The following is a 22,830-nucleotide window of genomic DNA, read 5'->3' as shown; positions in this document are numbered from 1 at the left end:
TTATGGGGCCAACAACTGGGCCGTCAGTTCTGTTTGAAACGCTGCAATGCGCCCGCCCATGTGGGGTGAGGTGCGCCCGGAAAACGCTCCAGTGGAGCGTTTTCAGCACCGAACGGTCGAAGCCCCACGGGGTCGGGCGCGGCCCGGGCTGGTCGCCCGCGCCAAGGGGTTAGAGCACGCCGAAAAGCTTTAGCCCCAATGCGATGACGCGATAAATGATCTCCGCTGCAGAAGCCGCAGTCGTCGCAATTCGAACGCCTTTGTATTTGGGATCGGAATCAATTTTCAAACACACTTCTTCAAACCGCCCAGCCAAAGAAATTTTCGCCACACGCGAAAACACCCTGACTTCCCCTGGCAAAGGAGGCATTTTGCCCCCTGGCTCAATGCGCGACACCCCAGGCAGCCGTGGGGCGAGAATCTCCGCAATATCTTCTCTAAATTCATCGGCCAACTCGAGTTCGCTTATCTCGGCCAGTATCGGCTCAGCAGCTTTGATAAGCTCACGATCTTCTTTTTCGAGTTCAGCGATCTTTTGCGCGGCAATTGCTTGGCGGTTGGCTGCAACTCCGGGATGGTTGGCTCGCAGCGCCAAAACGATTTCTTCCAACGCATTCAAGAGTGCGCGGCAATCCCCATAATCAGGAAAACCATCCTTCTCGAATTGCCTCCGCATATTCGCGACCAAATCAGCGAAGTCAGATTCGAGACGCTGAGGATTGTCTCGGTACCGCTCCAACGCACGCGTGATCACCCGAGCTTCGCGTGAGTCACGCGTGATGCAGTTCCGCTCACCTAGTGCATCTTCAAGGGTGTCCCCCAAGCGATCTAGCAGCGTACTGATCAAGACCGGGTTCTCAACCGGGCGCAGAACAGAACGGTACAAACCAGTCTCCGGATTGACTTCGATCTGTTCTTCTAACGGAAGCGCATCAGAGAGACGCTGCGCCTCCGAAGGCTGATTGCCACTATAATCAGAGGGCTGATACCGCGCCTCAATCTCCGCAATCAGCCCCGCGACATGCTCCGCACCCTTTTTCCAGTCCTCATCCGCAATCAGCGCAATATCGGTCAAAAGCTGCGCGTGGCTTTCCCAATCCCCGGTTAGCGGGCGGCCCGCAAGCGCGGCTTCATACCAGCGGAGCCAGAAATCATGACCGGGGTTTGTAGCAAACCAGCCTTGGGCAGCTTGCCATGCCTTCTGAAACCAATCTGGTGCTTGATCGGCCCAAAGAGGGGCGGAGAGCGGCAAGTCCCCCGCCTCGATCGCAGCGGCATCCTGCCGCAGCGCCTTCCATGCCGCGGCGGCGGAGGAGTAGGCGGCGGCGGCGGAGTAGGCGGCGGAGTCAGCGGAGTAGGCGGCGGCGGCGGCGGAGGCGGCGACGGAGGAGTAGGCGGCGGAGGAGTAGGCGGCGGAGGCGGAGTCGGCGGAGTAGACGGCGGCGGCGGCGGAGTCGGCGACGGAGGAGTCGACGGCGGAGTCGGCGACGGAGTCGGCGGCGGCGGCGGAGTCGGCGGCGGCGGCGGCCTTTTTGATATCCGGGGCCGGGTGCCCCATATAGGCGCCGGAGATCAAAGCACAGCGCAAAACTGGTAGGGCTGTCACATCACGTTTGCGCGCCCAATACTCCCCCAAGCTTGACACGAGCAGCGGTAAAACCCGCATCGCCGCGCGATGGGCAAGCGCCACAGCCTCGCGCTGCCGCGTTTTCCTTGGCTGCGCGCCCAGCCACGCTATCAGCGTTTTTTCGTCCCGTATTTCACTCGCCCGAACCATCCGCCCGCCCCTTGCCGCTTGGGTCAAGTTTGGCGGGGGTTGGGCTTTGGGGCAAGCGGGGCGTTACATGGAGAACGAAATGCCACAGCCGCAAGAACTTGTCGCATTCGGGTTTTGCACCACAAACCGCGCGCCGATCAGTTCTTGCGTGTAATCAATCACCGCATCTTGCAAAAACGGCAGGCTGACCGGGTCGATCAGCACTTTTTGCGCGGCCAAATCGCCCTCGCCCGCGATCACGATATCATCCTCGGCCGCTGTCGCCTCCAGTTTCAGATCATATTGAAAGCCAGAGCAGCCGCCGCCCTCCACCGCCACGCGCAAAGCTTTGGGCGCGGGCTCTTTGGCATTGATGGCGGCAAGGCGTTCAAAGGCGCGGGGGGTCACTTTGGGGGGCAAAAGCATGGGCTGGAACCTGTCGTTGGGCTGACTATAAGTATAGGAAGGACATGGGCCCACGACAAGGCGAGGTGAAGGATGCTGCAACCCTATGCGTGCCAACCGCAAGCAAGCCGGGGGCGGCTTCATGAGGAAAGCTATTCGACCTTTCGCACCCCGTTTCAGCGCGACCGGGACCGGATCATCCATTCCTCGGCGTTTCGTCGGCTCAAGCATAAAACCCAAGTTTTTGTGGAACATGAGGGCGATTATTACCGCACCCGGCTGACCCATACGATTGAGGTCGCACAGGTGGCGCGCACGATTGCGGGGGCGTTGGGGCTCAACACCGATCTGGCCGAGGCGGTGGCTTTGGCGCATGATTTGGGCCATCCGCCCTTTGGGCATACCGGCGAAGATGCTTTGGCGCTTTTGATGGAGCCCTATGGCGGTTTTGATCACAATGCCCAAGCTTTACGCATTGTGACAAAGCTGGAGCGCCATTACGCCGATTTTGACGGGCTGAACCTGACATGGGAAACGCTTGAGGGCATCGCCAAGCACAATGGCCCGGTGGAGCCGCCGTGGAACTATGCTTTGGCGGGCGTGAACGGGATGTGGGATTTGGAGCTTGGCACCAATGCTTCGGCTGAAGCGCAGGTGGCGGCGGTGGCCGATGATTGCGCCTACAACCACCACGACCTGCATGATGGCCTGCGTGCGGGGCTCTTTACCGAAGCCGATCTGTGCGAACTGCCGGTGCTGGGGGAGTGCTTCGCCACGGTGGATAAGCTTTACCCCGGGCTGGACCCGATGCGGCGGCGGCACGAGGCCCTGCGGCGCGTCTTTGGGGTGATGGTGGAAGATGTGATCGCGGTGGCGCGCAACCGGCTGGAGGCGTTGCAGCCGCAATCGGTTGATGACATCCGCAATATGCAAGGGCCGATCATTCGCTTCTCCAAACCGCTTTATCAAAACATCAAAGCGATCAAGAGCTTCCTTTTCACCCGCATGTATCGCGCGCCGACCGTCGTGGTGGAACGCAAACGGGTGACGGGGATGGTCAATGCGCTCTTCCCGCTGTTTTTGGAGCGCCCCGAGCTGTTGCCAGATGATTGGCAAGACGATGTGGCAAAGGCGCTTGCGAAAGGCAATGAAGAAGGCCGGACCGAGATTGCCCGCGTGGTGCTGGATTACGTTGCGGGCATGACGGATCGGTTCGCGATTCAGGAATACACGCGGCTGGTGGAAAGCGCCTAAATCCCGCCAGCGAAAGGCGCGTCCGAAAACCGCGCCTTTCTCAAGCCAGGGATGGCAAGTCTTGCGGCGGCAGCGTGACAGGGTCCAGCACCGCAACCTCAAAGGTCGCGTCGCGCGCAAGTCTTTCCAGTTCGCTCATCAAGGCACGCAGTTGCGCATCTTCGCAATGCAGGGCGGTGAAAACCTCGTCAAGATCGGCGCTGCCGCCCCGGATCACATCCAGAACGCCTAGGTCGCGCATCACCTCCAACTCGCAAGCGGCGATCCGGTCGAGCAAGCGACGACGATGGCGCTGATCCAGCCACGGCAACTGCTGAACATGCAAGCGCAACTGTTCACAAAGGTCTTTTGCGCGCGCTTGCACCTGTTCAACCATGGAAAAGCGCGGCGTCAGATAAAGCGCACTGTGGCGGCGCAAAAGCGCATGCGCCGTTTCCAGCATCCGCGACAATCGCAGGAGGTATTCACTCCGCTCCGCCGGATTGCGATCAAACTGTGTCTCAAATTCATGCAAAAGTGCCAAAACGCGCGGCGGCAATGCTTCTGGATCGGATTCCGCAAGACACAACATCACATCAACATCCGCTCGCCGAATACTTTCGCTCAACAAACAGGCCTGAACCAAATCCCGTAACGCCTTAAGCATAAATCTGTCACCCTAAAACAGGACCGCGTCGCGTGCACCAATACACAGAAGCGCCATGAATAAAATAAGGCGATATGACGCCCCTTTAATTGGCCCCACTCTTGCACGGTCTAAATATAGAAAATAAGGCAGTCAGGAAAAAATTCCGTGACGCCCTGCCCTACTGCATCATTTCCTTCGTCGCGCTCAGCTTCACGCCTTCATAGTCGCGGGTCACGCGGTCGATGTCCCATTGCAGGCGGGTCAAGAAGACAATGTCGCCATCATGGTCATGGGCGATGTGCTGCTTGTTCACGTTGACGAGCTTTTCGACCAGATCCTTTGGCCCCTGCACCCAGCGCGCCGAGGTGAATTGCGAGGGCTCAAAGCGCACGGGGATGCCGTATTCGATCTCGATCCGGCTGGCGAGCACGTCAAATTGCAAAGCGCCCACCACACCAACAATGAAGCCCGAGCCGATGGCGGGCTTGAACACCTTGGCCGCGCCTTCTTCGGCGAATTGCATCAGCGCCTTTTCAAGATGCTTGCCCTTCATCGGGTCGGTCGAGCGGACCGATTGCAACAGTTCCGGCGCAAAGGACGGGATGCCGGTGAAGCGCAGCTTCTCGCCCTCAGTCAGCGCGTCGCCGATGCGCAACTGGCCGTGGTTCGGGATGCCGATGATATCGCCGGCCCATGCCTCTTCGGCCAATTCGCGGTCCGCCGCCAAAAACAGAACCGGGTTGGAAACGGCCATTGGTTTGCCGGTGCGCACATGCATCACCTTCATGCCACGGGTAAAATGGCCCGAAGCAAGGCGCACAAAAGCCACCCGGTCGCGGTGCTTAGGGTCCATATTCGCCTGCACTTTAAAGACGAAACCGGTGACCTTTTTCTCCTCCGCCGAAATCTGGCGTTCGGCGGCGCGTTGCGGCTGCGGCTCGGGACCATATTCCCCCATGCCGTCCATCAATTCTTTCACGCCAAAGCTGTTGATCGCCGAACCAAACCAGATCGGCGTCAGATGCCCTTCAAGAAAGCTTTGCCGGTCGAATTTGGGCAAAAGCTCACGCGCCATTTCCAACTCTTCGCGCAATTGCGCGAGTTGTTCGGCGGGCACATGCTCGGCCAGTTTCGGGTCATCCAACCCCTCGATCTTGATGCTTTCGGCGACCTTGTTGCGGTCCGCCCGGTCCATCAATTCAAGACGGTCGTGCAAAATGTCATAGCAGCCCAGAAAGTCGCGCCCCTGCCCGATCGGCCAGCTGGCGGGCGCCACATCAATGGCGAGGTTTTCTTGGATCTCGTCGATGATCTCGAACGTGTCGCGGCTTTCGCGGTCCATCTTGTTACAGAAGGTCAAGATCGGCAGATCGCGCAGACGGCAGACCTCAAACAGCTTCCGCGTCTGGCTTTCCACCCCTTTCGCCCCGTCAATCACCATGATCGCGGCATCAACGGCTGTGAGCGTGCGATAAGTGTCTTCGGAAAAGTCGCTGTGGCCGGGGGTGTCGACAAGGTTGAAGCGATAGTTGCGGAACTCAAAGCTCATCGCCGAGGCGGAAACCGAGATGCCCCGGTCTTGTTCGAGCTTCATAAAGTCCGAACGCGTGCGCCGCGCCTCGCCTTTGGCCCGCACCTGACCCGCCATTTGGATCGCGCCCCCGAAAAGCAGGAACTTTTCGGTCAGCGTGGTCTTGCCTGCGTCGGGGTGCGAGATGATCGCGAAGGTCCGACGGCGGGCGATTTCGGGCGGGAGGACGGGTGCGTTGCTCATGGCGCGCCTTTACCGCAAGGCCGCGCGCGGGGCAATGGGGCCGATTCTCGCAAAAGCTGTCACAATTGGGCCTTTGCTTTGATCCGCGTCATAGTGCGGGAAACGACTCGCGCTAAGATTGAAAGATGCTGCCTAAGGGGCAGTGCTCCGCAGGCAGCGCTTCAGGAGGAGGCAAAGCCATGCAAGACGACGACTATCGCGAATACGGTGGGCTGGGCGTGATGCAGGAGGATACCGCCAAGCGCCAAAACGTCAAAGATGCCGAACGTAAGGGCCGTGAACGCCGGGAGGGCTATCAAAACGGCAAGGGCGGCATGCCAAGCGATGACGGCTATGGCCACATGAGCCCAGAAGAAAAGGCCGCCTATAAGAAAGGCTATCGCGGCGATTGAGCCGCTGCGCGAGATTGGGCGCATCCTGGCAGACGGGATGCGCCCCGTTTGAGGGAGGAGACCATGACAAGCCGTTCGCCTGACCGCGAATTGCCTTTTGGCAAGTTTGAGGAACACACCTGCCCCTATTGCGGGGCCCCGCTGATTTACCGCAAGGATTTCCGCGACCATCTCACCTTGAAAGTCTGTTGCCATCAGGCCGAGGGGAAAGACCCTTGGCCCTACCCCTATCCGCGTGGGTTTGATGGGCCGGGTGCGGATGACGAGGCGTTCGAGCCCCGCCACGACCACGAGCGCGCCTAGCTCGGCAAAGCCACCGCCTCTGACACGCGCCCCGCAATTTGCGAGGCATTGAGGGAGTGCGAATCGGTCTTTGTGCGCGCGTTGTGCGCGGCACGGGGCGTTGCCTTGCGCGACGGCCCCCTTTAAACCTTCGCGATGATTGTATTTTTGCCCCCGGGCGCGAATGTCGCGCGCGGGATTGACGCGTGCGAAAAAGGCCTATTGATCCCGATCATAGATTTATTCACACTTATGGCTCAAACTGAGACAGGTTAGCCCTGCGTGCTTGGAGGAACACGTTGTGGCGTTTGGATGCGGGGCGCATGCTCACGCATCCGTGAAAGGAGTGCGCCATGGGAAGGGCTCAGACGACCACTGTCACTGCCGCCACTGCGGCCCGTGAAACCGTATTATGCCCCTATTGCGGGGTTCCCTTATTCTCCGCCCGAGACCGTGCCGATCATCTCGACAGCCGCGCCTGCTGTTTGGAGAACCGCAGCTGGGATTGCGCTGATCTGACCGATCCGCATGATCGCTGCTGCCGCACCAGCACTCCCACCCGCCGTTCGACCCCGCGCCGCGCCTTCTAAGCCGCCGCGCACTTCCCTTCTGCGGCCCCGCCCCCTATCAAGGGGCAAAGGGAGGCCCGCATGAAGATTGCCAGTTTCAACATCAACGGTATCAAAGCGCGCGCTGAGGCCCTTCCGGCGTGGCTAAAAGCGGCCGAGCCCGATGTGGTGGCGCTCCAAGAGATCAAATCCACCGATGAGGCTTTTCCGCATGAGGTGCTGGATGGGCTGGGCTATCAAATCGTCACCCATGGGCAAAAGGGCTTCAACGGCGTCGCCCTTCTGAGCCGCTTCCCGCTTGAAGATGTGGTCTGTGGCCTGCCCGGTGACGATGAGGATGTCCAAGCCCGCTGGATTGAGGCCACCGTTGTGGGCGACCGCGCGGTGCGGATTTGCGGGCTTTACCTGCCCAATGGCAACCCCGCGCCGGGGCCGAAATATGACTATAAGCTGGCGTGGATGGCGCGGATGCACGCGCGGGTGCAAACCCTGCTCGCCACCGAAGAGCCGCTTGTGTTCTTGGGCGATTACAACGTCATTCCGCAAGATGAAGATGCCGCTAAGCCCGAAGCGTGGCGCGAAGATGCGCTGGCCTTGCCGCAGACCCGTGCAGCCTTTCGGCGGCTCTTGCATCTGGGGCTGACCGATGCGTTTCGCGCCCGTGTGGCCGGGCCGGGGCATTTCACTTTTTGGGATTACCAAGCGGGCGCATGGCAGCGCAACAACGGCATCCGCATCGACCATCTGCTGCTGAGCCCGCAAGCGGCGGACCTTCTGCGCGAAGTCGGCATTGATAAAGAAGTGCGCGGGGGCGAGAAACCCTCTGACCATGTGCCGATCTGGATCGATCTGAACGCCTGATCACATCCCAAAACGGCGCAAGATGCGGCTGGTGGCAAGGTTCAAAACCAGCGTCATCGCGACAATCGCAAGAAGGGCCGCAAACATCAATTCGGTGCGCATCCGGGCATTGGCCATCAGCATCAGATAGCCAAGGCCCTTGGAGGCGCCGACCCATTCGCCAATCACCGCGCCAGTGGGGGCATAGGTCACCGCAATGCGCAGCCCCGCCCCAAGCTGCGGCAGCGCGTGCGGCAGCCGCAGCCACCACAGCGCACGCAGCGGATGCGCCTTGGTGATGCGGGCCAAATCGCGCACCGGTTCGGGCGTGGCGCAGAGCCCGTCATAAAGGCCCGAGGCAACCGGGAAGACCACCAACAGCACCACCATCGCCACCTTTGGCCCCGCGCCGTAGCCCAGCCAAAGCGTCAAAATCGGCGCGAGCACAAAGACCGGCAGTGCTTGACTGGCACTGAGAAGCGGCCCGCAAAGCTTTGAAAGAAAATCCGAAAGCGCCATAGCCAGCGCAAGGCTGACACCAAGGGCAAGGCCCAGCACCAAGCCCGCCAAGACCTCGCTCAGCGAGACCAATGCATGGGGCGCAATGAGCGCAACCTCGGACCAAAGGGTGCGAACGACAGCCAGCGGCGCGGGCAGAATAAAGGGCGCAACAAGGCCAAGGCTGGTGAGCGCCTGCCACGCGATCAGCGGCAGCAAAACGGGCCACACCCGCCTCACGCTACCGCCCCCCGCATCTGCCCCACCAAAGCCGCCGCCGCGCGGGCAAGCGCCGGGTCACCCAAATCCACCGGATGCGGGCCAGTAAGCACAGGCAATTCCTCGAGCCGCCCCGCTCGCAACAGCAAAATCCGGTCCCCAAGCCGCAAAGCCTCTTGCGGGTCATGCGTCACCATCACCACGGCGCGGCCCGCCAGCCGCGCATGGGCGAGGTCATGCATCATCGCGCGGGTGGGAACATCGAGCGCGGAGAAGGGCTCATCGAGCGCCACCAGCGGCGCGTCTTCGGCCAGCGTGCGGGCAAGCGCAAGCCGTTGCCGCTCGCCGCCCGAAAGGTCCGCCGGGTAAGCCGCCCCGCGCCCCGCAAGCCCCACCTCGGCCAAAAGTGCCTTCGCCCGCGCGGGGGGCAGGCTTTCGCCGCGCAACCGCGCCATCAGCCGCAGATTGCCAAGGACACTAAGCCTCGGCTGCAACAGATCGCTTTGCGCCATCCAGCCAATCCGCGCGGGCGCGTGGCGGGTGCCCTCAAGCTGCGCCGCTGTGGGCAGGCCCGCCAAAAGCCGCAAGAGCGTCGATTTTCCCGCACCAGAGGCCCCAAGGAGGCAGGTCCAGCCCCGGTAAAGGCGCAGGTCAAGCGCCTCGACCAAAACCCGGTCCCCCAGCGTCACCCGGCCTTGCAGCCCCGCAAGGCTCATTGCGCGATCGCCTCCACCGCAGGGGCCGCCGCAATCAAACCGCTTTCGGCCAGAAAGGCCCCAAACGCAGCATAGCGTTCAGCATCGAGCGCCACGGGATCGCGCGCAAAATGCGGCCAGCTATCTTCCCAGGCTTTGGCATTCAGCGGGTCGTCAAGTTCAGGCGCGTGGGTTTTGAAATCCGCCCAGCCCTGCGCTGGATCGGCGGCAATCTCTTGCGCGGCGCGCGCGGTGGCGGCCAAGAACCGGCTGATGCGCGCATCCCCCGCCAGATCAGCGCGCGCGACATAGATCAACTCATCATAGGGCGGCACGCCGTTTTCCTCTGGCAAGAAGCAGCGCCCTTCATGCCCGGCGGCCGCCATCTGATGCAGTTCGAAATTGCGAAACGCGCCCGAAACGGCCTCGACCTGCCCCGCGACGAGCGCCGGCGTCAGCGCGAAATTGACGTTGATCTGCGTGGTCTGCGCCGGGTCGACACCATTGAACCGCAACATCCGATGCAGCAAAGCCTCTTCAATGCCAGCAAGCGAAAAGCCAATGCTGCGGCCCTTCAAATCGGCCATGTTTTGCACCGGCCCCGCCGCATCGACCATGACGCAATAAAGCGGGCTATTGATCAGCGTGCCGACGCGTTTGAGCCCAAGCCCCGCATCATGGGCCAGATAAAGCTGCGGCTGGTAGCTCACCGCGATATCCACCTGCCCGGCGGCGGCCATTTTCGGCGGGTCGGCCGGGTCGGCGGGCGGGATAATCGTCACATCCAGCCCAGCGTGCGCAAAATACCCCCGCGCGTTCGCCACGATGATCGGCCCATGATCGGGGTTCACGAACCAATCTAGCATCACGGTCAGCGGCTCATTCGCTCGTGCCGGAAGCGCCGCACACAGGGCCAGCGCAAAGATTAAAACGTTTTTCATATCAGCCTCTTGCAGCAAAGAAATGATCTAGCGGGCCATGGCCGTGGCCCACTGAGAGCCCATCAGCCGCACAAATCGCGCGGTGGGTATAGGCGCGCGCGGCGCGGGCGGCGGTGATCAGCGTGGGCGCGCGCACAAGCTGGGTGGCGAGCGCTGAAGACAGCGTGCAGCCCGTGCCGTGGGTGTTGGCGGTGGGCAGGCGCAGCCCCTCGATCCATGTCTCGCCAGAGCCATCAAGCAGCAAATCGGGGCTCGCCTCCCCGCCCAAATGCCCGCCCTTGAGGTAGACCGCCCGCGCCCCCATCACCCGCAGCCCGCGCGCCTGATCGCGCATCTCAGACCGGCTCTGCGCGACCGCACAGCCCAAAAGATCCGCTGCCTCGGGCAGGTTCGGCGTGATCACCGTGGCGCGCGGTAACATCACTTCGCGCAGCGCGGTCACGGCCTCTGCCGCCAAGAGCCTGTCCCCGCCTTTCGCCACCATCACCGGGTCCAGTACAACGGGAACGCTGAGCCCATTGATCGCCTCGGCCACGGCGGTGATCAGCTCTGCCGTGCCGAGCATGCCGATTTTCACCGCATCAATGCGGATATCTTCGCGGATCGCAGCGATTTGCGCCGCGACCATTTCGGGGCGCACCAAATCCACCGCGCGCACGCCTTGGGTATTTTGCGCGGTGAGTGCCGTCAGCACGGCCATCGCGTAGCCGCCATTGGCCGAAATCGCCTTAATATCGGCCTGAATGCCCGCACCGCCCGAGGGGTCCGAGCCGGCGATGGAAAGAATATTGGGGATCATCACAGCCTCCATTCTTGCAAAAGGGCTTGGGTCGCGGCTTGCGGGTCGGGCGCGCGGGTGACGGCAGAAACCACCGCCATCCCCGCCACGCCTGCGGCTTTAAGCGCGGGGATATCTGCCAGCCCCAGCCCGCCGATTGCGTAGCAAGGCACCGAAACGGCGCGGGTGATCTGCGCCAGCCCATCAAAGCCGATTGGCGCGGCGGCATCGGGCTTGGTGGCAGTGGCGCGCAAAGGCCCGGCGCCGATGTAATCCACCCCCGGCGGCAGCGCGCGCGCCTGATCCAGCGTTTCAATCGACAGGCCCAAGATCATATCCGGGCCGATTTGCGCACGGATCGCTTGCACATCGCCATCGCCCTGCCCGATGTGCAGCCCTTCTGCCCCGGCGGCAATGGCGACCTCGACCCGGTCATTGATCACAAGCCTCGCCCCCAAAGCGCGCATCTCGGGCAAAAGCTGGCGGGCGAGCGCAAGCAGATCTGCATCCGACGCGGTCTTGTCGCGCAACTGCACCCAAGCGGCCCCACCAAGTGCGGCGGCGCGGGCTTGGGTGGCCAGATCTAAGGGCGCGCCGGGGTCGGTGATCACGTAAATCGGCCCGCTCATAGGATTTGCACCTTTGCGCCCGTGGTAAGCCGCTCCGGTGTGAGTGCGGCAAGCGCATCAAGAAATGCGGGTTGGAAGCTGCCCGGCCCCTGCGCCTTGGCGCCCGCCTGCTCCCCGGCAAGCCCGTAATAAGCAAGCGCTGCCACCGTCGCCTCAAACGCGGGCTGGCCGGCCAAAAACGCGCCAATCACCCCGTTGAGCGAGCACCCCAAAGCGGTGACACGGGGCATCAGCGCATGGCCGTTTGCCACCCGCGCCGCCCGCGTGGGCGAGGTCACAAAGTCAACCGGGCCAGAGACCGCAACCACGCCGCCGGTGCGGGTCGCGAGGTCCCGCGCCGCCGCCTCCGCCGCAGCGACGCCATCGCCCGCATCCACCCCGCGCGCCTGCCCGCCCTGCCCGGCCAGCGCCAAAATTTCCGACGCATTTCCCCGGATCACCGTGGGCTTGAGCGCGAGCAACCCCGCGCACAGCTCTTGCCGGAACGCGGTGGCCCCAACCCCCACCGGGTCCAGCACCCAAGGCCGCGTGTGCAGCGCCATCAGTTTGGCCGCGCGCAACATTCCGGCCGCCCAAGCGCCATCAGCCGTGCCGATATTGACCGTAAGCACCGGGGCGAGCGCAGCGAACTCTTCCACCTCTTCGAGCGCATGCACCATCGCGGGCGAGGCCCCAATCGCCAATTGCACATTCGCCATCACATTCATCGCCACGAAATTGGTGATGTTATGAACAAGCGGTGCCGTGGCCCGCATTTGGGCAAGGTGCTGCCCCCAATCGTGATGTTCGCTTTGTGCCATTTTGGTCTCCACAGACGCAGGAGACCGAACCGGCAGCGCAGCGCAAAAGGCCGCAAGCCGGTTTGCGGACTCCCTACGCCAGCATGATCTGGTTCAGGTTCAAAGGGTGCTTCTCAGCCCGGTCGCCCGGACGCCCCTGTCGCGGTGCCCACTATGCACGGCGCGCAAGGCTTGTCCAGCGGCAGAAAACGCGCTACGCGCCGGGGCTTCTTGCTCGGGAGGCTTTCATGGACCACACGCTCGCCATCGACTTTGGCACGTCAAACTCTGCCGTTGCGGTCTGGGAGGCGGGCGCGGTGCGCCGCATCGCGCTGGAACCGGGCGGCGATGTTCTGCCCACGGCGGTGTTCTTTCCCGATGACAAGGGCGCGATGCAAATTGGTTCTGCCGCCGCGACCGCGCTGATTGAGGGCGAAGAGGGCCGTTATATGCGGGCGCTGAAATCGGTGCTCGGCACGCGGCTTTTTCATGAATCGCGGCTTGTGGGCGGCAAGCGGCGCACGCTGGCGCAGGTGGTGACCGAATTTCTGATCGCGCTGAAAAAACGCGCCGAGGCGGAAACAGGGCGCTCTTTCACCCGCGCGCTTTCTGGTCGCCCGGTGCATTTTCACGCCGACCCCGCCCGCGATGCGCAAGCCGAGGAAGATCTGCGCGCCTGTTACCTTGCGGCGGGTTTTGAAGAGGTGCGCTTTCGCTTTGAGCCCGAGGCCGCAGCGCTCGCCAATCCCGCCCTGCCCGAAGGTCAACTGGGGCTGATCGTCGATATCGGCGGTGGGACCTCTGACTTTTCGCTGTTTCGCTCTGCGCCCGAAGGCGTAGAAATTGTGGCCAGCCACGGCATCCGGCTCGGCGGCACCGATTTTGACCGGGCGATCTCGCTCGACCATGCGATGGTGCATCTTGGTCAAGGCGGCCAATTGCGGCGCGAATTTGGCCCTGAGCTTCTGCCGATGCCCGCGGATATTTTTGTCGATCTGGCGACTTGGGCAAAGATCCCGTTCCTATACACCCGCGAAACGCGCAGCGCCGTGGCGAAAATGGTGAAGCTTGCCGTGGATGCCCGCGCCGTGGGGCGGCTTGCGACCGTGTTGGAAGATGAGTTGGGCCATGATCTGGCCTTTGCGGTGGAGCGCGGCAAGATCGAGGCGAATGCGGGCAAGCACGGCGCGATGATCCGCATGGGCAAAATTGAGCGCGGGCTATATGCCGATATCAGCGCCGCTTCGATGGCCGAAGCGCTTTCGCGCCCACGCGCGCAACTGGCCGAGGCTTTGCGCGAAACGCTCACCCTTGGCGGGGTGACGCCTGATCAAGTCGGCGCGGTCATCCTCGTCGGCGGCTCAAGCCTGATGGGGCTGGTGGGGGAAGAAGCGCAAGCGCTCTGCCCCGCCGCCACACTTGAGAGTGGGGCCGCCTTTACGGCAGTGATTGATGGGCTTGCGCGCGCGATTGCGGAAGGTTGAGGGCCAAGCGGCCCCCAAACCGACTTAGATCTCGGTCGTCACGTCGTAGCCATGCACCCAGTCGTAGCGGTTGAGCACTTGGCCCGGCGCAATCAGCGAAGCCGCGCGCAAGGCCGCATGGCCCAAAGTGCGCTGGAAGCCCGAAAGGTGATAATTGCGCGCGTTTTGATTTGCGGCTTCGACAATCGCCTTGCAGCGCGCCGCGCGCATGGATTGATAAACGCCCAAGGCCACCTCATCGCTGTCATGCTTTGAAAGCGCCTGCGCCAAAACCCAAGCATCTTCCAGCGCCATCACCGCGCCTTGCGCGAGGAACGGCAGCGTTGGGTGCGCCGCATCGCCCAAAATCACCGCGCCCCGGCCTTGCCAGACCCGCGCGACCGGGTGACGGAACAGCCCCCAAAGCCACGGCTCTTTGATCGCCTCAAGCCAGTCTTGCACCTGCGGGCAGAATTCCTCGAACGCCGCAAGCATCGTCAGCGGGTCGTCGCGCATGTTCCAGCTTTCTTCGACCCAGCGCCAGCGCTCTTCCACCGCCACGATGTTGCGCAAACCACGCCCAAGCGGATAGGTCACAAGGTGCTTGCCCGCCCCCAAGAACACTTGCGCGGTTCTGGGTTCATCATCCGTGCTGGGCACCAAAGCGCGCCACGCCACCTGATGCGTGAAGAACGGGCGCGACTCGCCATTGAGCGCGCGGCGCACCCGCGAATGCAGCCCATCCGCGCCAATCAGCAGATCGGGTTCTAGCGTTTCGCCGCGTGCGGTCAGCAGTTTCGGCTTGCCCGAGGCCAGATCGACATCTTCGATCTTGCAGCCAAGTTTGATCTCTACGCCCGCTTCGCGCGCGCCCTGAGCCAAAATTTCAATCAATCGCGCACGGTGCACGAAGCGATATTCCGCCCCCGGCCGCAGCTTCGCCAGATCCATGCGGATCACCCGGCTGCCGGTTTCGCCATCCAGCAGTTCCACCGCTTCGCAGCGCGGCCCGGTGGTTTCCAGCGCATCGCCAAGCCCCAAAGCGCGCAGCACTTTGGCGCCATTAGGGGAAACCTGAATGCCGGCGCCCACTTCGCGGATCGCATCGGCTTGTTCCAAAACGGTGACTTGCGCGCCGCGCAAAGCCAAGGCCCGCGCCACGGCGAGCCCGGCGATCCCCGCCCCCATCACTGTTACGCGTCGTCCGATCAGCACCGCCCGCGCCCTCCCAAATGCAAACACCGGCACCTTGCGGGCACCGGTGAGACCTGTCTGCAATTCGTGTTGCCGTATCAGGCCCTCACCCGGGCCCGTTGGTCCGGCTTCAGTCGTCGCGATGCACGCGCTCGCGGCGCTCGTGCTTTTCTTGTGCTTCGAGCGTCATCGTGGCGATCGGCCGAGCATCGAGACGTCTCAGAGAGATAGGCTCTCCGGTCATTTCGCAATAGCCATATTCGCCATTATCGATGCGGCGCAATGCCGCGTCGATCTTTGTGACCAACTTACGTTGGCGGTCGCGGGTGCGCAATTCAAGCGCCCGGTCGGTCTCTTCCGAGGCGCGATCGGCCAGATCAGGCACGTTGCGCGCCGACTCGGCCAAGCCATCCAGCGTTTCTTGTGATTGCTCCAGAAGCTCGGCTTTCCACGCCTGCAACTTGCGGCGGAAATACTCAAGCTGGCGGTCGTTCATAAACGGCTCGTCTTCCGCCGGCCGGTAATCGTCGGGAAGGAATGTTTCGGCTTTCATCGCTTCACTCAATTTTTTGCCCTCGGTCGTAGGGGGCGTCACCCCCCCGGCGCCGCTTGGCCGCTCCCATACCCCAGACGAGGCGGGTTGTCACGCCCCCATTGCCGTCAGTTGTGCAAGCGCGGCATGATTTCTGCATTGCCCAGAAAGCGAGCAGACGCCGAACGCTTGCGCCATTTTCAAGGCGCGGCTAGGCTTTGCGCTCATTCTTCAGGAGGCGCCCGTGCAGACCGGTTCCGTGCAATTTTCCTCGACCGACAGCTATGTTGCGCCCCCCGATCTGGTGGTAGCGGTGAATGCGGCCGTGGCGCTGGAACGGCCACTTTTGGTCAAGGGCGAACCGGGCACCGGCAAGACGGAACTGGCGCGGCAAGTGGCACAAGCGCTCGGTCTGCCAATGCTCGAATGGGCGATCAAATCCACCACCAAAGCGCAGCAAGGGCTTTACGAATATGATGCCGTCTCGCGGCTGCGCGACAGTCAGTTGGGCGATGCGCGCGTCAATGATGTAAAGAACTACATCCGCAAGGGAAAGCTGTGGCAAGCCTTTGAAGCAAATGGCAAAGTGGTGCTATTGATCGACGAGATCGACAAGGCCGATATCGAATTTCCGAACGATCTTTTGCAAGAACTCGATAAGATGGAATTCCACGTCTACGAGACCGGTGAAACCATCCGCGCGGTGCATCGCCCGATCGTGATCATCACCTCAAACAACGAAAAAGAACTGCCAGACGCGTTTTTGCGGCGCTGTTTTTTTCACTACATCCGCTTCCCGGATGCCGAGACCCTGCGCGCGATTGTGGGTGTGCATTTCCCCGGCATCAAAGAGGCGCTGTTGAGCGCGGCGCTGACCCAGTTTTACGAAATCCGCGAGACGCCGGGACTAAAGAAAAAGCCCTCCACCTCAGAAGTTTTGGATTGGCTGAAACTGCTTTTGGCCGAGGATTTGGGGCCCGAAGATCTCAAAGCTGATCCGGCCAATATGCTGCCCAAGCTGCATGGCGCGCTTTTGAAAAACGAACAAGACGTGCAGCTTTTTGAACGGCTCGCCTTCATGGCCCGCCGCCAAGGACGCTAAGCCAAGCACAGGGCTCGGCGAACGATTTTGGGCGCGCAGCCTCCCCAAACGCTGCGCTTCACATGCAAAGATGCCGCAAAGCCGCGGCACGCTGTCGCAGCGGGGCTTTGCCTTCGCCGCGCCCTGCCCTAGAACGAGGGGGCAAACGGGGAGTGCGGCGATGTCGGACGATGCATTGGTGATTTTCACGCCTTCGGGCAAGCGCGGTCGCGTGGCGAAAGGCACGCCGGTTTTGGCGGCAGCGCGCGCTTTGGGGGTAGACCTTGATTCCGTCTGCGGCGGGCGCGGTATTTGCTCGAAATGCCAAGTCGCGCCGGGCTATGGCGAGTTCCCCAAACACGGGCTGCATGTGGGCGAAGATGCGCTGAGCCCGATCAACGCCGTCGAGGCGCGCTATGACCGTATTCGCGGCTTGAAAGAAGGGCGGCGGCTCGGCTGCCAGGCCTGCATCCAAGGCGATATAGTGATTGACGTCCCCCCCGAGAGCCAAGTGCACCGTCAGGTGATCCGCAAAAGCGCCTCGGAACGGGTGATGGAGATGGACCCGGCCACGCGCACCCTGTTCATCGAAGTGCCCGAACCCTCGATGCATGAACCGAAGGGCGATTTTGAGCGGCTTTCTGAGGCACTTGCGGCGCAATTTGGTCTGACGGGCTTGCAAGCCGGTCTGCCGGTTTTGGCACAACTGCAAAAGGTGCTGCGCAAGGGTCATTGGCAAATCAGCGCGGCAGTGAACGAGGCCGGCAATGGCACCCCGCCGCGGCTTGTCGCGGTTTATCCGGGCCTGCGCGAGGCGGCGCTTTACGGGCTGGCGATTGATTTGGGCTCCACCACGATCGCGGGGCATTTGGTGGCGCTGGATGATGGGCGGGTGCTCGCCTCTTCGGGGCTAATGAACCCGCAAATCCGCTTCGGCGAAGACCTGATGAGCCGCGTTTCCTATGCGATGATGAACGAAGGCGGCGCGGAAGAAATGACCCGTGCCGTGCAAGAGGCGATGGGTAGCCTAGCCGAGACACTCGCCACCGAAGCGGGCGTGGAGCGTGGCGATATTGTGGAAGCGGTCGTGGTTTGCAACCCGGTCATGCACCATTTGCTCTTGGGCATTGATCCGGTCGAGCTTGGCCAAGCGCCCTTTGCGCTGGCTACCAATGAGGCGCTGGACCTACACGCCGCAGATATTGGGCTTGCCCCCCTCGCCCCCGGCGCGCGCGCTTACATTTTGCCGCTGATCGCGGGCCATGTGGGGGCCGATTGCGCAGCCGTGGCTTTGTGCGAAGCGCCCGAGGCGCGCGAGGATCTGTCGCTGATCGTCGATGTGGGCACCAATGCCGAAATTCTGCTTGGCAATAAAGAGCGCGTGCTAGCCTGTTCTTCGCCCACCGGGCCTGCCTTTGAAGGGGCGCAAATCTCCTCGGGTCAGCGTGCAGCACCGGGCGCGATTGAGCGTATTGAGATTGACCCTACAACGAAGGAACCGCGCTTCCGCATCATCGGCAATGACTTCTGGTCCGATGATCCGGCTTTTGGCACGCCCACCATCACCGGCATTTGCGGCTCTGGCATCATCGAAGCCGTGGCCGAAATGCGCATTGCCGGGATTTTGGACCCCTCGGGTCTGATCGGCTCGGCCGAACAGGTGGGTACGGCGCGCTGCTGCGCGACCGGGCGCACGCATGAATATGTGATCCATGACGCCAGCCCAGACGGGCCGCGCATTACCGTCACCCAAGGCGATATCCGCGCGATTCAGCTCGCCAAATCTGCGCTTTACGCGGGCGCGCGGCTGCTGATGGATGAAATGGGCGTTGATAAGGTGGACCGGGTCGTTCTGGCCGGGGCCTTTGGCGCACATATCAGCCCCAAACATGCGATGGTGCTGGGCATGATACCCGATGTGCCGCTTGAGGCCGTCACCTCGGCGGGCAATGCGGCTGGCACAGGCGCGCGGATGGCTTTGTGCTCGCGCAAATCACGCCGCGCGATTGAGGCGCAGGTGCAGCGCATCGTGAAGATTGAAACCGCGATTGAGCCGCGCTTCCAAGAGCATTTTGTGGCCGCCAATGCGATCCCGCACGCCACCGCACCGTTTGAAGAACTGGCCAAAGTCGTCACCCTGCCCGATGTCGGCTTTAACGCAGGCGGCGCGCCCGAAGGCGGTGGCCGCAGACGGCGTCGCGGATAGCGCAACAATGCTTGACGCGCCCGGATGCTTGGCATATCTGGGCGCTCATGCGGGTGTAGCTCAATGGTAGAGCCGCAGCTTCCCAAGCTGAAGACGAGGGTTCGATTCCCTTCACCCGCTCCATCCCATCCGATGATAATAGAAAACCCCCTTCGGCTTTGGCTTTTTATGGCGCTTTGAGCGTGCAGGCCTGCGCTTGTCCGGCGGGCCCCGCCCCAAATTGCCATGCAGAAAACGACCCCCTCGCCCGATTGCGACATAATGTCCGGGCGGCGTTTTTGTCGCAAAACGGACTGGTGCTCGCGTCGCAACGAGGCGTAGCAATGTCGCACCATGCCGCCTAATACCCTGATAAATAAAAATACATTCCCGAATTCAGGGTTTGGCATGTCTCCCCTCAAAATAATAGTAGGACAGACAGCTATGCTGTATCGAACCCGAGTTCTCGGAGGGCTTGCGCTCGCCTCAACGGTTTTGCCGCTCCCGGCATTGGCCGAGGTGAGCAGCCTCGACATCCTCAGCCGCGCGCCGGCTTATGATGGCCGAGTGTTTGGTGATGTGGGTGCTTATGAGCGTATCGATGCGATCGCCCATTTCACCTTGGACCCGAAGTCGGAACGTGGTGCGAAGATCGTCGATCTCGACAAAGCGCCGGTGAATGCCGATGGTCTGGTAGAATTTTCGTCTACCGTGACGATCCTTGCCCCCGTTGACGCCGACAAAGGCGCTAAAACGATCTTTTATGAGGTCGCGAACCGTGGCCGGAACCTGTCGTTCGGGCTTTTGAACTCGGTGCAAAAGATCGGCAAAGATTTCACCATCGACGATCCGGGTGACGGGTTCTTGATGCAGCAAGGCTTCACCGTGGTCTGGAGCGGCTGGCAGGCGGGGCTTCCCGATAACCTCGCCCATATGAGCGCGCCGGTGATTTCCGATTTCACCGCCCCCTCGCGTGAGGAATATATCTTTGACAAGGATGAGGCTGTCAGCACCGGCAAGCTAAGCTATCCGGCCGCCGATCTGGACCCGGCCAAAGCCACGCTGACCGTGCGCGCCAAAGCGGGCGATGAACGCACCACGCCCGAGGGGCTTACGTTCCGCTATGTCGATGAGAACACGATCGAAATCACCCGTCCGGCGGGCTATGATGCGGGCGCGATCTACGAGTTCATTTACCCCGCAAAAGACTCCTTGCCCAACGGGCTTGGCTTCGTTGCGGTGGCCGATCTCGTCTCTTTCCTGCGCGGCAATGGGCCTGAGGGGATCGAGGTGCCTGTTGGGCCGATCGAGCACACGATTGATATGGGGATCTCGCAGTCGGGGCGGTTCTCGCGCGATTTCGTCTATCAGGGCTTCAACGCCGATGCGAATGGCAAGCAAGTCTTTGATGGCGTGATGGCGCATATCGCGGGCGCGCGCAAAACCTTCGTGAACTATTCCTTCGCGCAGCCGGGGCGCTATTCGCGCCAGCATGAAGACCATGACATGCCGGGTGATCAGTTTCCCTTCACCTATGTCGATATGATCGACCCGGTGAGCGGGCAAACCGGCAGCATCTTGACGGCCTGCTCCGAGACCAACACCTGCCCGAAAGTGATCCAATCGGACACGTCGACCGAGTTTTGGCAGGCGCGGGGCTCGCTCGTTTCAACCGCCCCCGATGGCACGGCGCTGACCATGCCGGAAAATGTGCGGCTGTTCTTGATCTCTGGCGCGCCGCATTTCAGCGTTTGGGGGGCCGCTTCGAAAGAGTCCGCGACTTGCACCTATCCGACTAACCCGCTGAGCGCAGAGCCGACGATGCGCGCTTTGACGGTGGCGATGAAGGACTGGGTCTTGGAGGGAAAAGAACCTCCCGCCTCGGTCTATCCGGCCGGTCGCGATCAATTGGTGGCCGCCGATGCCGCGGAAATGCCGATGATCAACGGCACCCGCCCGCAGCCGCCGGTCAATGGTTTGGAAGTGCGTGACTACAGCGTGCAACCGCCGAAAGCCGGTGGCACCTATGAGGTGCTGGTGCCGAAAGTCGATGCCGATGGCATGCCGATTGGCGGCGTGCATGAACTGCCGATGGCGGTGCCGCTCGGCAGCTATCTGGGGTGGAACCTGCGCAAAGAAGGCTTTGCCGGGGGCGAACTTTGCGGCACGACGGGCAGCTATCTGGCCTTCCCCGAAACCGGTTCGAACGCTGATAGCCGTGCGCCGGTGAGCGCGCGTTATGCTGATGCGGCCTCCTATCACGCGCAACTGGAAGAAGCCGCAGATGCGTTGATTGCACAGGGCCTTCTGCTGGAAGCCGACCGGGAGATGGTGATCTCCGCCGCTCCGGCCTATCCGGGCAACTAAGCCCAAAAGCTGCGCGCGCCATCCACTTGGCGCGCGCAGATTGCTTATTCCCCGCGCGGGTAACGCTGGTTTTCTTCCAAGACGTTCAGATCCATATGGTTGCGCATGTAACGCTCTGATGCGCGTTGCAGCGGCTGGTAGTCCCACGGGAAATAGGCCCCATTGCGCAACGCCTCATAGACCACCCAGCGCCGGGCTTGGCTTTCACGCACAGCCGTATCGAAAGCGGCCAGATCCCAGCGCGCTTTTGCCAGTCGCGTCAAACGATCAAGCTCGGGGGCGTAATCGGTATCCATGGCAAGGTTGGTGCGCTCCTGCGGATCTCTGTCCAGATCATGCAGCATCGGTGGGTCTGCGTCACACAGCGTCAGCTTCCAACGCCCATCGCGCAAAGCGACCAGCGGCGCAATCGAGCCTTCCGCGGCATATTCCATTGGCACCGGACCGCGTGTACCCGTGCCTGCAACAAGCGGCGCAAGATCTTCGCCATCGGTCCAGCGCGCGAGCGCGGCAATATCGAGCCCCGCAAGCCCGGCAAGAGTTGGCACAACATCCAGCGTCGAAACAGGCGCCTCAATCCGCGCGGGCGCCCAACCCGGTGCCGCGATCATCATCGGCACGCGCGCCGAGCCCTCATAGAAGTTCATTTTGAACCACAAGCCGCGCTCGCCCAGCATATCGCCGTGGTCAGAGACGAACAGAATGATGGTGTTTTCCTCCATCCGCCCGCGCTTCAGGACATCGAGAATTTCGCCAATCTTCTCATCAATGTAAGAGATGTTCGCAAAATAACCTTGGCGCGCGCGGCGCACATGTTCGGGCGTAATCTCAAAAGCGCGGAAATCGCTGGCTTCCATCAGGCGGCGCGAATGCGGATCCATGTCTTCAAACGGGATCGGTGGCAGTTCGGGGTCGCGCTCCGGGCAATCATCGTAAAGATCCCAAAACTTGCGCCGCGCCACATAGGGGTCATGCGGATGGGTAAAGCTGACGGTCAGGCACCAAGGCCGATCATCAAGCCGCCGCGACAGGTCATAAAGCTTGCGCGTGGCATTATAGGCGACCTCGTCATCATATTCCATTTGGTTGGAGATCTCGGCCACCCCTGCCCCGGTGACCGAACCGAGGTTGTGATACCACCAATCAATCCGCTCGCCGGGTTTGGTGTAGTCGGGCGTCCAGCCAAAATCGGCGGGATAGATATCGGTGGTGAGCCGTTCTTCAAAGCCGTGTAGCTGATCCGGGCCGACGAAATGCATCTTGCCAGAAAGCGCAGTATGATAGCCCGCCCGGCGCAGATGATGCGCATAGGTCGGGATGTCAGACGCGAATTCGGCAGCATTATCATAGACCCGCGTGCGCGACGGCAGTTGGCCAGACATGAAGGAGGCGCGCCCCGGCGCGCAAAGCGGGCTCGCGGTATAGGTATTGGCAAAGCGCACTGAGCGCGCGGCAAGCGCGCTCAGATTAGGGGCATGCAGAAACTGGGCCGGACCATCGGGAAACAGCGTTCCGTTGCACTGATCCACCATCAAGATGAGAATATTCGGCTGGGTCATATCTGGTCTG

Annotated in this window: 22 protein-coding genes, 1 tRNA gene and 1 riboswitch; of the genes, 10 read left to right on the top strand and 13 right to left on the bottom strand. The window is 61.9% G+C overall.

Going from position 1 to position 22,830, the window contains the following annotated elements; translation table 11 throughout:
- Positions 1 to 169 precede the first annotated feature (169 nt).
- On the bottom strand, positions 170 to 1,777 hold the full coding sequence (locus BW967_RS01085; protein WP_175610406.1) for a hypothetical protein: 1,608 nt from the start codon (positions 1,775 to 1,777) through the stop codon (positions 170 to 172).
- A gap of 63 nt (positions 1,778 to 1,840) precedes the next feature.
- On the bottom strand, positions 1,841 to 2,182 hold the full coding sequence (locus BW967_RS01075; protein ID WP_076483188.1) for a HesB/IscA family protein: 342 nt from the start codon (positions 2,180 to 2,182) through the stop codon (positions 1,841 to 1,843).
- Positions 2,183 to 2,254: 72 nt separating this feature from the next.
- On the opposite strand from BW967_RS01075, the gene BW967_RS01070 reads away from it, so the two are divergent.
- Positions 2,255 to 3,415, top strand: coding sequence for a deoxyguanosinetriphosphate triphosphohydrolase (locus BW967_RS01070; RefSeq protein WP_076483187.1), 1,161 nt, complete (start codon positions 2,255 to 2,257; stop codon positions 3,413 to 3,415).
- Between the two features lie 40 nt (positions 3,416 to 3,455).
- Here BW967_RS01070 and BW967_RS01065 read toward each other — a convergent pair whose 3' ends face one another.
- The gene (locus BW967_RS01065) at positions 3,456 to 3,989 is read right to left on the bottom strand and encodes a hypothetical protein (protein ID WP_139327777.1); all 534 of its coding nucleotides are present in this window, start codon (positions 3,987 to 3,989) and stop codon (positions 3,456 to 3,458) included.
- Positions 3,990 to 4,221: 232 nt separating this feature from the next.
- The gene (locus tag BW967_RS01060; RefSeq protein ID WP_076483185.1) at positions 4,222 to 5,817 is read right to left on the bottom strand and encodes a peptide chain release factor 3; all 1,596 of its coding nucleotides are present in this window, start codon (positions 5,815 to 5,817) and stop codon (positions 4,222 to 4,224) included.
- A 179-nt stretch (positions 5,818 to 5,996) separates the two neighbouring features.
- Between BW967_RS01060 and BW967_RS01055 the strand changes: the two genes are divergently transcribed.
- From BW967_RS01055 to xth, 4 genes are all read left to right on the top strand, one after another.
- Positions 5,997 to 6,209 carry a hypothetical protein gene (locus BW967_RS01055; protein WP_076483184.1) on the top strand — a complete coding sequence of 71 codons (213 nt, stop codon included), beginning with the start codon at positions 5,997 to 5,999 and terminating at the stop codon, positions 6,207 to 6,209.
- 63 nt (positions 6,210 to 6,272) lie between these two features.
- The gene (locus BW967_RS01050; protein ID WP_076483183.1) at positions 6,273 to 6,512 is read left to right on the top strand and encodes a hypothetical protein; all 240 of its coding nucleotides are present in this window, start codon (positions 6,273 to 6,275) and stop codon (positions 6,510 to 6,512) included.
- 332 nt (positions 6,513 to 6,844) lie between these two features.
- Complete coding sequence (locus BW967_RS18455; protein WP_139327776.1) at positions 6,845 to 7,081, top strand: hypothetical protein; 237 nt, start codon at positions 6,845 to 6,847, stop codon at positions 7,079 to 7,081.
- 60 nt (positions 7,082 to 7,141) lie between these two features.
- On the top strand, positions 7,142 to 7,921 hold the full coding sequence (gene xth / locus BW967_RS01045) for an exodeoxyribonuclease III (protein ID WP_076483182.1): 780 nt from the start codon (positions 7,142 to 7,144) through the stop codon (positions 7,919 to 7,921).
- Here the strand turns inward: xth and BW967_RS01040 are convergent, their stop codons facing one another.
- The 6 genes from BW967_RS01040 to thiM are packed head-to-tail and all read right to left on the bottom strand — an operon-like array spanning position 7,922 to position 12,460.
- A complete protein-coding gene (locus BW967_RS01040) occupies positions 7,922 to 8,638 on the bottom strand; it encodes an ABC transporter permease (RefSeq protein ID WP_076483181.1) in 717 nt (238 codons plus the stop codon).
- Positions 8,635 to 9,333: an ABC transporter ATP-binding protein gene (locus tag BW967_RS01035; protein ID WP_076483180.1), complete on the bottom strand. Its 699-nt coding sequence runs from the start codon at positions 9,331 to 9,333 to the stop codon at positions 8,635 to 8,637. The genes BW967_RS01040 and BW967_RS01035 overlap by 4 nt, the downstream gene beginning before the upstream one ends.
- Positions 9,330 to 10,253 (bottom strand): ABC transporter substrate-binding protein, encoded by a 924-nt coding sequence (locus BW967_RS01030; RefSeq protein WP_076483179.1) that lies wholly within the window; start codon positions 10,251 to 10,253, stop codon positions 9,330 to 9,332. The genes BW967_RS01035 and BW967_RS01030 overlap by 4 nt, the downstream gene beginning before the upstream one ends.
- A gap of 1 nt (position 10,254) precedes the next feature.
- Positions 10,255 to 11,052, bottom strand: a complete 798-nt coding sequence (thiD, locus tag BW967_RS01025; RefSeq protein ID WP_076483561.1) for a bifunctional hydroxymethylpyrimidine kinase/phosphomethylpyrimidine kinase — start codon at positions 11,050 to 11,052, stop codon at positions 10,255 to 10,257.
- Entirely contained in the window at positions 11,052 to 11,660 is a 609-nt protein-coding gene (gene thiE, locus BW967_RS01020) for a thiamine phosphate synthase (protein ID WP_076483178.1), read from the bottom strand. The genes thiD and thiE overlap by 1 nt, the downstream gene beginning before the upstream one ends.
- Positions 11,657 to 12,460: a hydroxyethylthiazole kinase gene (gene thiM / locus BW967_RS01015; RefSeq protein ID WP_076483177.1), complete on the bottom strand. Its 804-nt coding sequence runs from the start codon at positions 12,458 to 12,460 to the stop codon at positions 11,657 to 11,659. Before thiM ends, thiE begins: the two co-directional genes overlap by 4 nt.
- 52 nt (positions 12,461 to 12,512) lie before the next feature.
- Positions 12,513 to 12,608: riboswitch (TPP riboswitch) on the bottom strand.
- A gap of 79 nt (positions 12,609 to 12,687) precedes the next feature.
- Between thiM and BW967_RS01010 the strand changes: the two genes are divergently transcribed.
- Positions 12,688 to 13,923, top strand: coding sequence for an Hsp70 family protein (locus BW967_RS01010; RefSeq protein ID WP_076483176.1), 1,236 nt, complete (start codon positions 12,688 to 12,690; stop codon positions 13,921 to 13,923).
- A 24-nt stretch (positions 13,924 to 13,947) separates the two neighbouring features.
- Here the strand turns inward: BW967_RS01010 and BW967_RS01005 are convergent, their stop codons facing one another.
- On the bottom strand, positions 13,948 to 15,090 hold the full coding sequence (locus BW967_RS01005; protein ID WP_076483175.1) for an FAD-dependent monooxygenase: 1,143 nt from the start codon (positions 15,088 to 15,090) through the stop codon (positions 13,948 to 13,950).
- 136 nt (positions 15,091 to 15,226) lie between these two features.
- Entirely contained in the window at positions 15,227 to 15,649 is a 423-nt protein-coding gene (gene dksA / locus BW967_RS01000) for an RNA polymerase-binding protein DksA (protein ID WP_076483174.1), read from the bottom strand.
- A 238-nt stretch (positions 15,650 to 15,887) separates the two neighbouring features.
- Here dksA and BW967_RS00995 point away from each other — a divergent pair, with 238 nt between their 5' ends.
- The 4 genes from BW967_RS00995 to BW967_RS00980 all read left to right on the top strand — a co-directional run bounded on the left by BW967_RS00995 (position 15,888) and on the right by BW967_RS00980 (position 21,261).
- On the top strand, positions 15,888 to 16,730 hold the full coding sequence (locus tag BW967_RS00995; protein ID WP_076483560.1) for an AAA family ATPase: 843 nt from the start codon (positions 15,888 to 15,890) through the stop codon (positions 16,728 to 16,730).
- A 160-nt stretch (positions 16,731 to 16,890) separates the two neighbouring features.
- A complete protein-coding gene (locus BW967_RS00990; RefSeq protein WP_076483173.1) occupies positions 16,891 to 18,915 on the top strand; it encodes an ASKHA domain-containing protein in 2,025 nt (674 codons plus the stop codon).
- Between the two features lie 49 nt (positions 18,916 to 18,964).
- Positions 18,965 to 19,038: transfer RNA gene (locus BW967_RS00985), tRNA-Gly, on the top strand.
- A gap of 300 nt (positions 19,039 to 19,338) precedes the next feature.
- Positions 19,339 to 21,261 carry an alpha/beta hydrolase domain-containing protein gene (locus BW967_RS00980; protein WP_076483172.1) on the top strand — a complete coding sequence of 641 codons (1,923 nt, stop codon included), beginning with the start codon at positions 19,339 to 19,341 and terminating at the stop codon, positions 21,259 to 21,261.
- Positions 21,262 to 21,305: 44 nt separating this feature from the next.
- Here the strand turns inward: BW967_RS00980 and betC are convergent, their stop codons facing one another.
- Complete coding sequence (betC, locus tag BW967_RS00975) at positions 21,306 to 22,820, bottom strand: choline-sulfatase (RefSeq protein ID WP_076483171.1); 1,515 nt, start codon at positions 22,818 to 22,820, stop codon at positions 21,306 to 21,308.
- Positions 22,821 to 22,830: the final 10 nt, after the last annotated feature.

The sequence above is a fragment of the Rhodobacter aestuarii genome (assembly GCF_900156655.1).
GTDB lineage: Bacteria > Pseudomonadota > Alphaproteobacteria > Rhodobacterales > Rhodobacteraceae > Rhodobacter > Rhodobacter aestuarii.
Note: the sequence above shows the minus strand (reverse complement) of the source record. Positions and strands in the feature narration are given on the sequence as shown.

What these genes read in the sequence shown, in the direction of transcription:
- thiE (WP_076483178.1), bottom strand. Translation starts at nt 11,660, where the DNA reads ATGAGCGGGCCGATTTACGTGATCACCGACCCCGGCGCGCCCTTAGAT.
- BW967_RS01085 (WP_175610406.1), bottom strand. Translation starts at nt 1,777, where the DNA reads ATGGTTCGGGCGAGTGAAATACGGGACGAAAAAACGCTGATAGCGTGG.
- BW967_RS01050 (WP_076483183.1), top strand. Translation starts at nt 6,273, where the DNA reads ATGACAAGCCGTTCGCCTGACCGCGAATTGCCTTTTGGCAAGTTTGAG.
- BW967_RS01005 (WP_076483175.1), bottom strand. Translation starts at nt 15,090, where the DNA reads ATGGGGGCGGGGATCGCCGGGCTCGCCGTGGCGCGGGCCTTGGCTTTG.
- BW967_RS01075 (WP_076483188.1), bottom strand. Translation starts at nt 2,182, where the DNA reads ATGCTTTTGCCCCCCAAAGTGACCCCCCGCGCCTTTGAACGCCTTGCC.
- BW967_RS01060 (WP_076483185.1), bottom strand. Translation starts at nt 5,817, where the DNA reads ATGAGCAACGCACCCGTCCTCCCGCCCGAAATCGCCCGCCGTCGGACC.
- betC (WP_076483171.1), bottom strand. Translation starts at nt 22,820, where the DNA reads ATGACCCAGCCGAATATTCTCATCTTGATGGTGGATCAGTGCAACGGA.
- BW967_RS01035 (WP_076483180.1), bottom strand. Translation starts at nt 9,333, where the DNA reads ATGAGCCTTGCGGGGCTGCAAGGCCGGGTGACGCTGGGGGACCGGGTT.
- BW967_RS01010 (WP_076483176.1), top strand. Translation starts at nt 12,688, where the DNA reads ATGGACCACACGCTCGCCATCGACTTTGGCACGTCAAACTCTGCCGTT.
- BW967_RS01070 (WP_076483187.1), top strand. Translation starts at nt 2,255, where the DNA reads ATGCTGCAACCCTATGCGTGCCAACCGCAAGCAAGCCGGGGGCGGCTT.
- thiM (WP_076483177.1), bottom strand. Translation starts at nt 12,460, where the DNA reads ATGGCACAAAGCGAACATCACGATTGGGGGCAGCACCTTGCCCAAATG.
- BW967_RS00980 (WP_076483172.1), top strand. Translation starts at nt 19,339, where the DNA reads ATGCTGTATCGAACCCGAGTTCTCGGAGGGCTTGCGCTCGCCTCAACG.
- BW967_RS01030 (WP_076483179.1), bottom strand. Translation starts at nt 10,253, where the DNA reads ATGAAAAACGTTTTAATCTTTGCGCTGGCCCTGTGTGCGGCGCTTCCG.
- dksA (WP_076483174.1), bottom strand. Translation starts at nt 15,649, where the DNA reads ATGAAAGCCGAAACATTCCTTCCCGACGATTACCGGCCGGCGGAAGAC.
- BW967_RS00990 (WP_076483173.1), top strand. Translation starts at nt 16,891, where the DNA reads ATGTCGGACGATGCATTGGTGATTTTCACGCCTTCGGGCAAGCGCGGT.
- xth (WP_076483182.1), top strand. Translation starts at nt 7,142, where the DNA reads ATGAAGATTGCCAGTTTCAACATCAACGGTATCAAAGCGCGCGCTGAG.
- BW967_RS01055 (WP_076483184.1), top strand. Translation starts at nt 5,997, where the DNA reads ATGCAAGACGACGACTATCGCGAATACGGTGGGCTGGGCGTGATGCAG.
- thiD (WP_076483561.1), bottom strand. Translation starts at nt 11,052, where the DNA reads ATGATCCCCAATATTCTTTCCATCGCCGGCTCGGACCCCTCGGGCGGT.
- BW967_RS18455 (WP_139327776.1), top strand. Translation starts at nt 6,845, where the DNA reads ATGGGAAGGGCTCAGACGACCACTGTCACTGCCGCCACTGCGGCCCGT.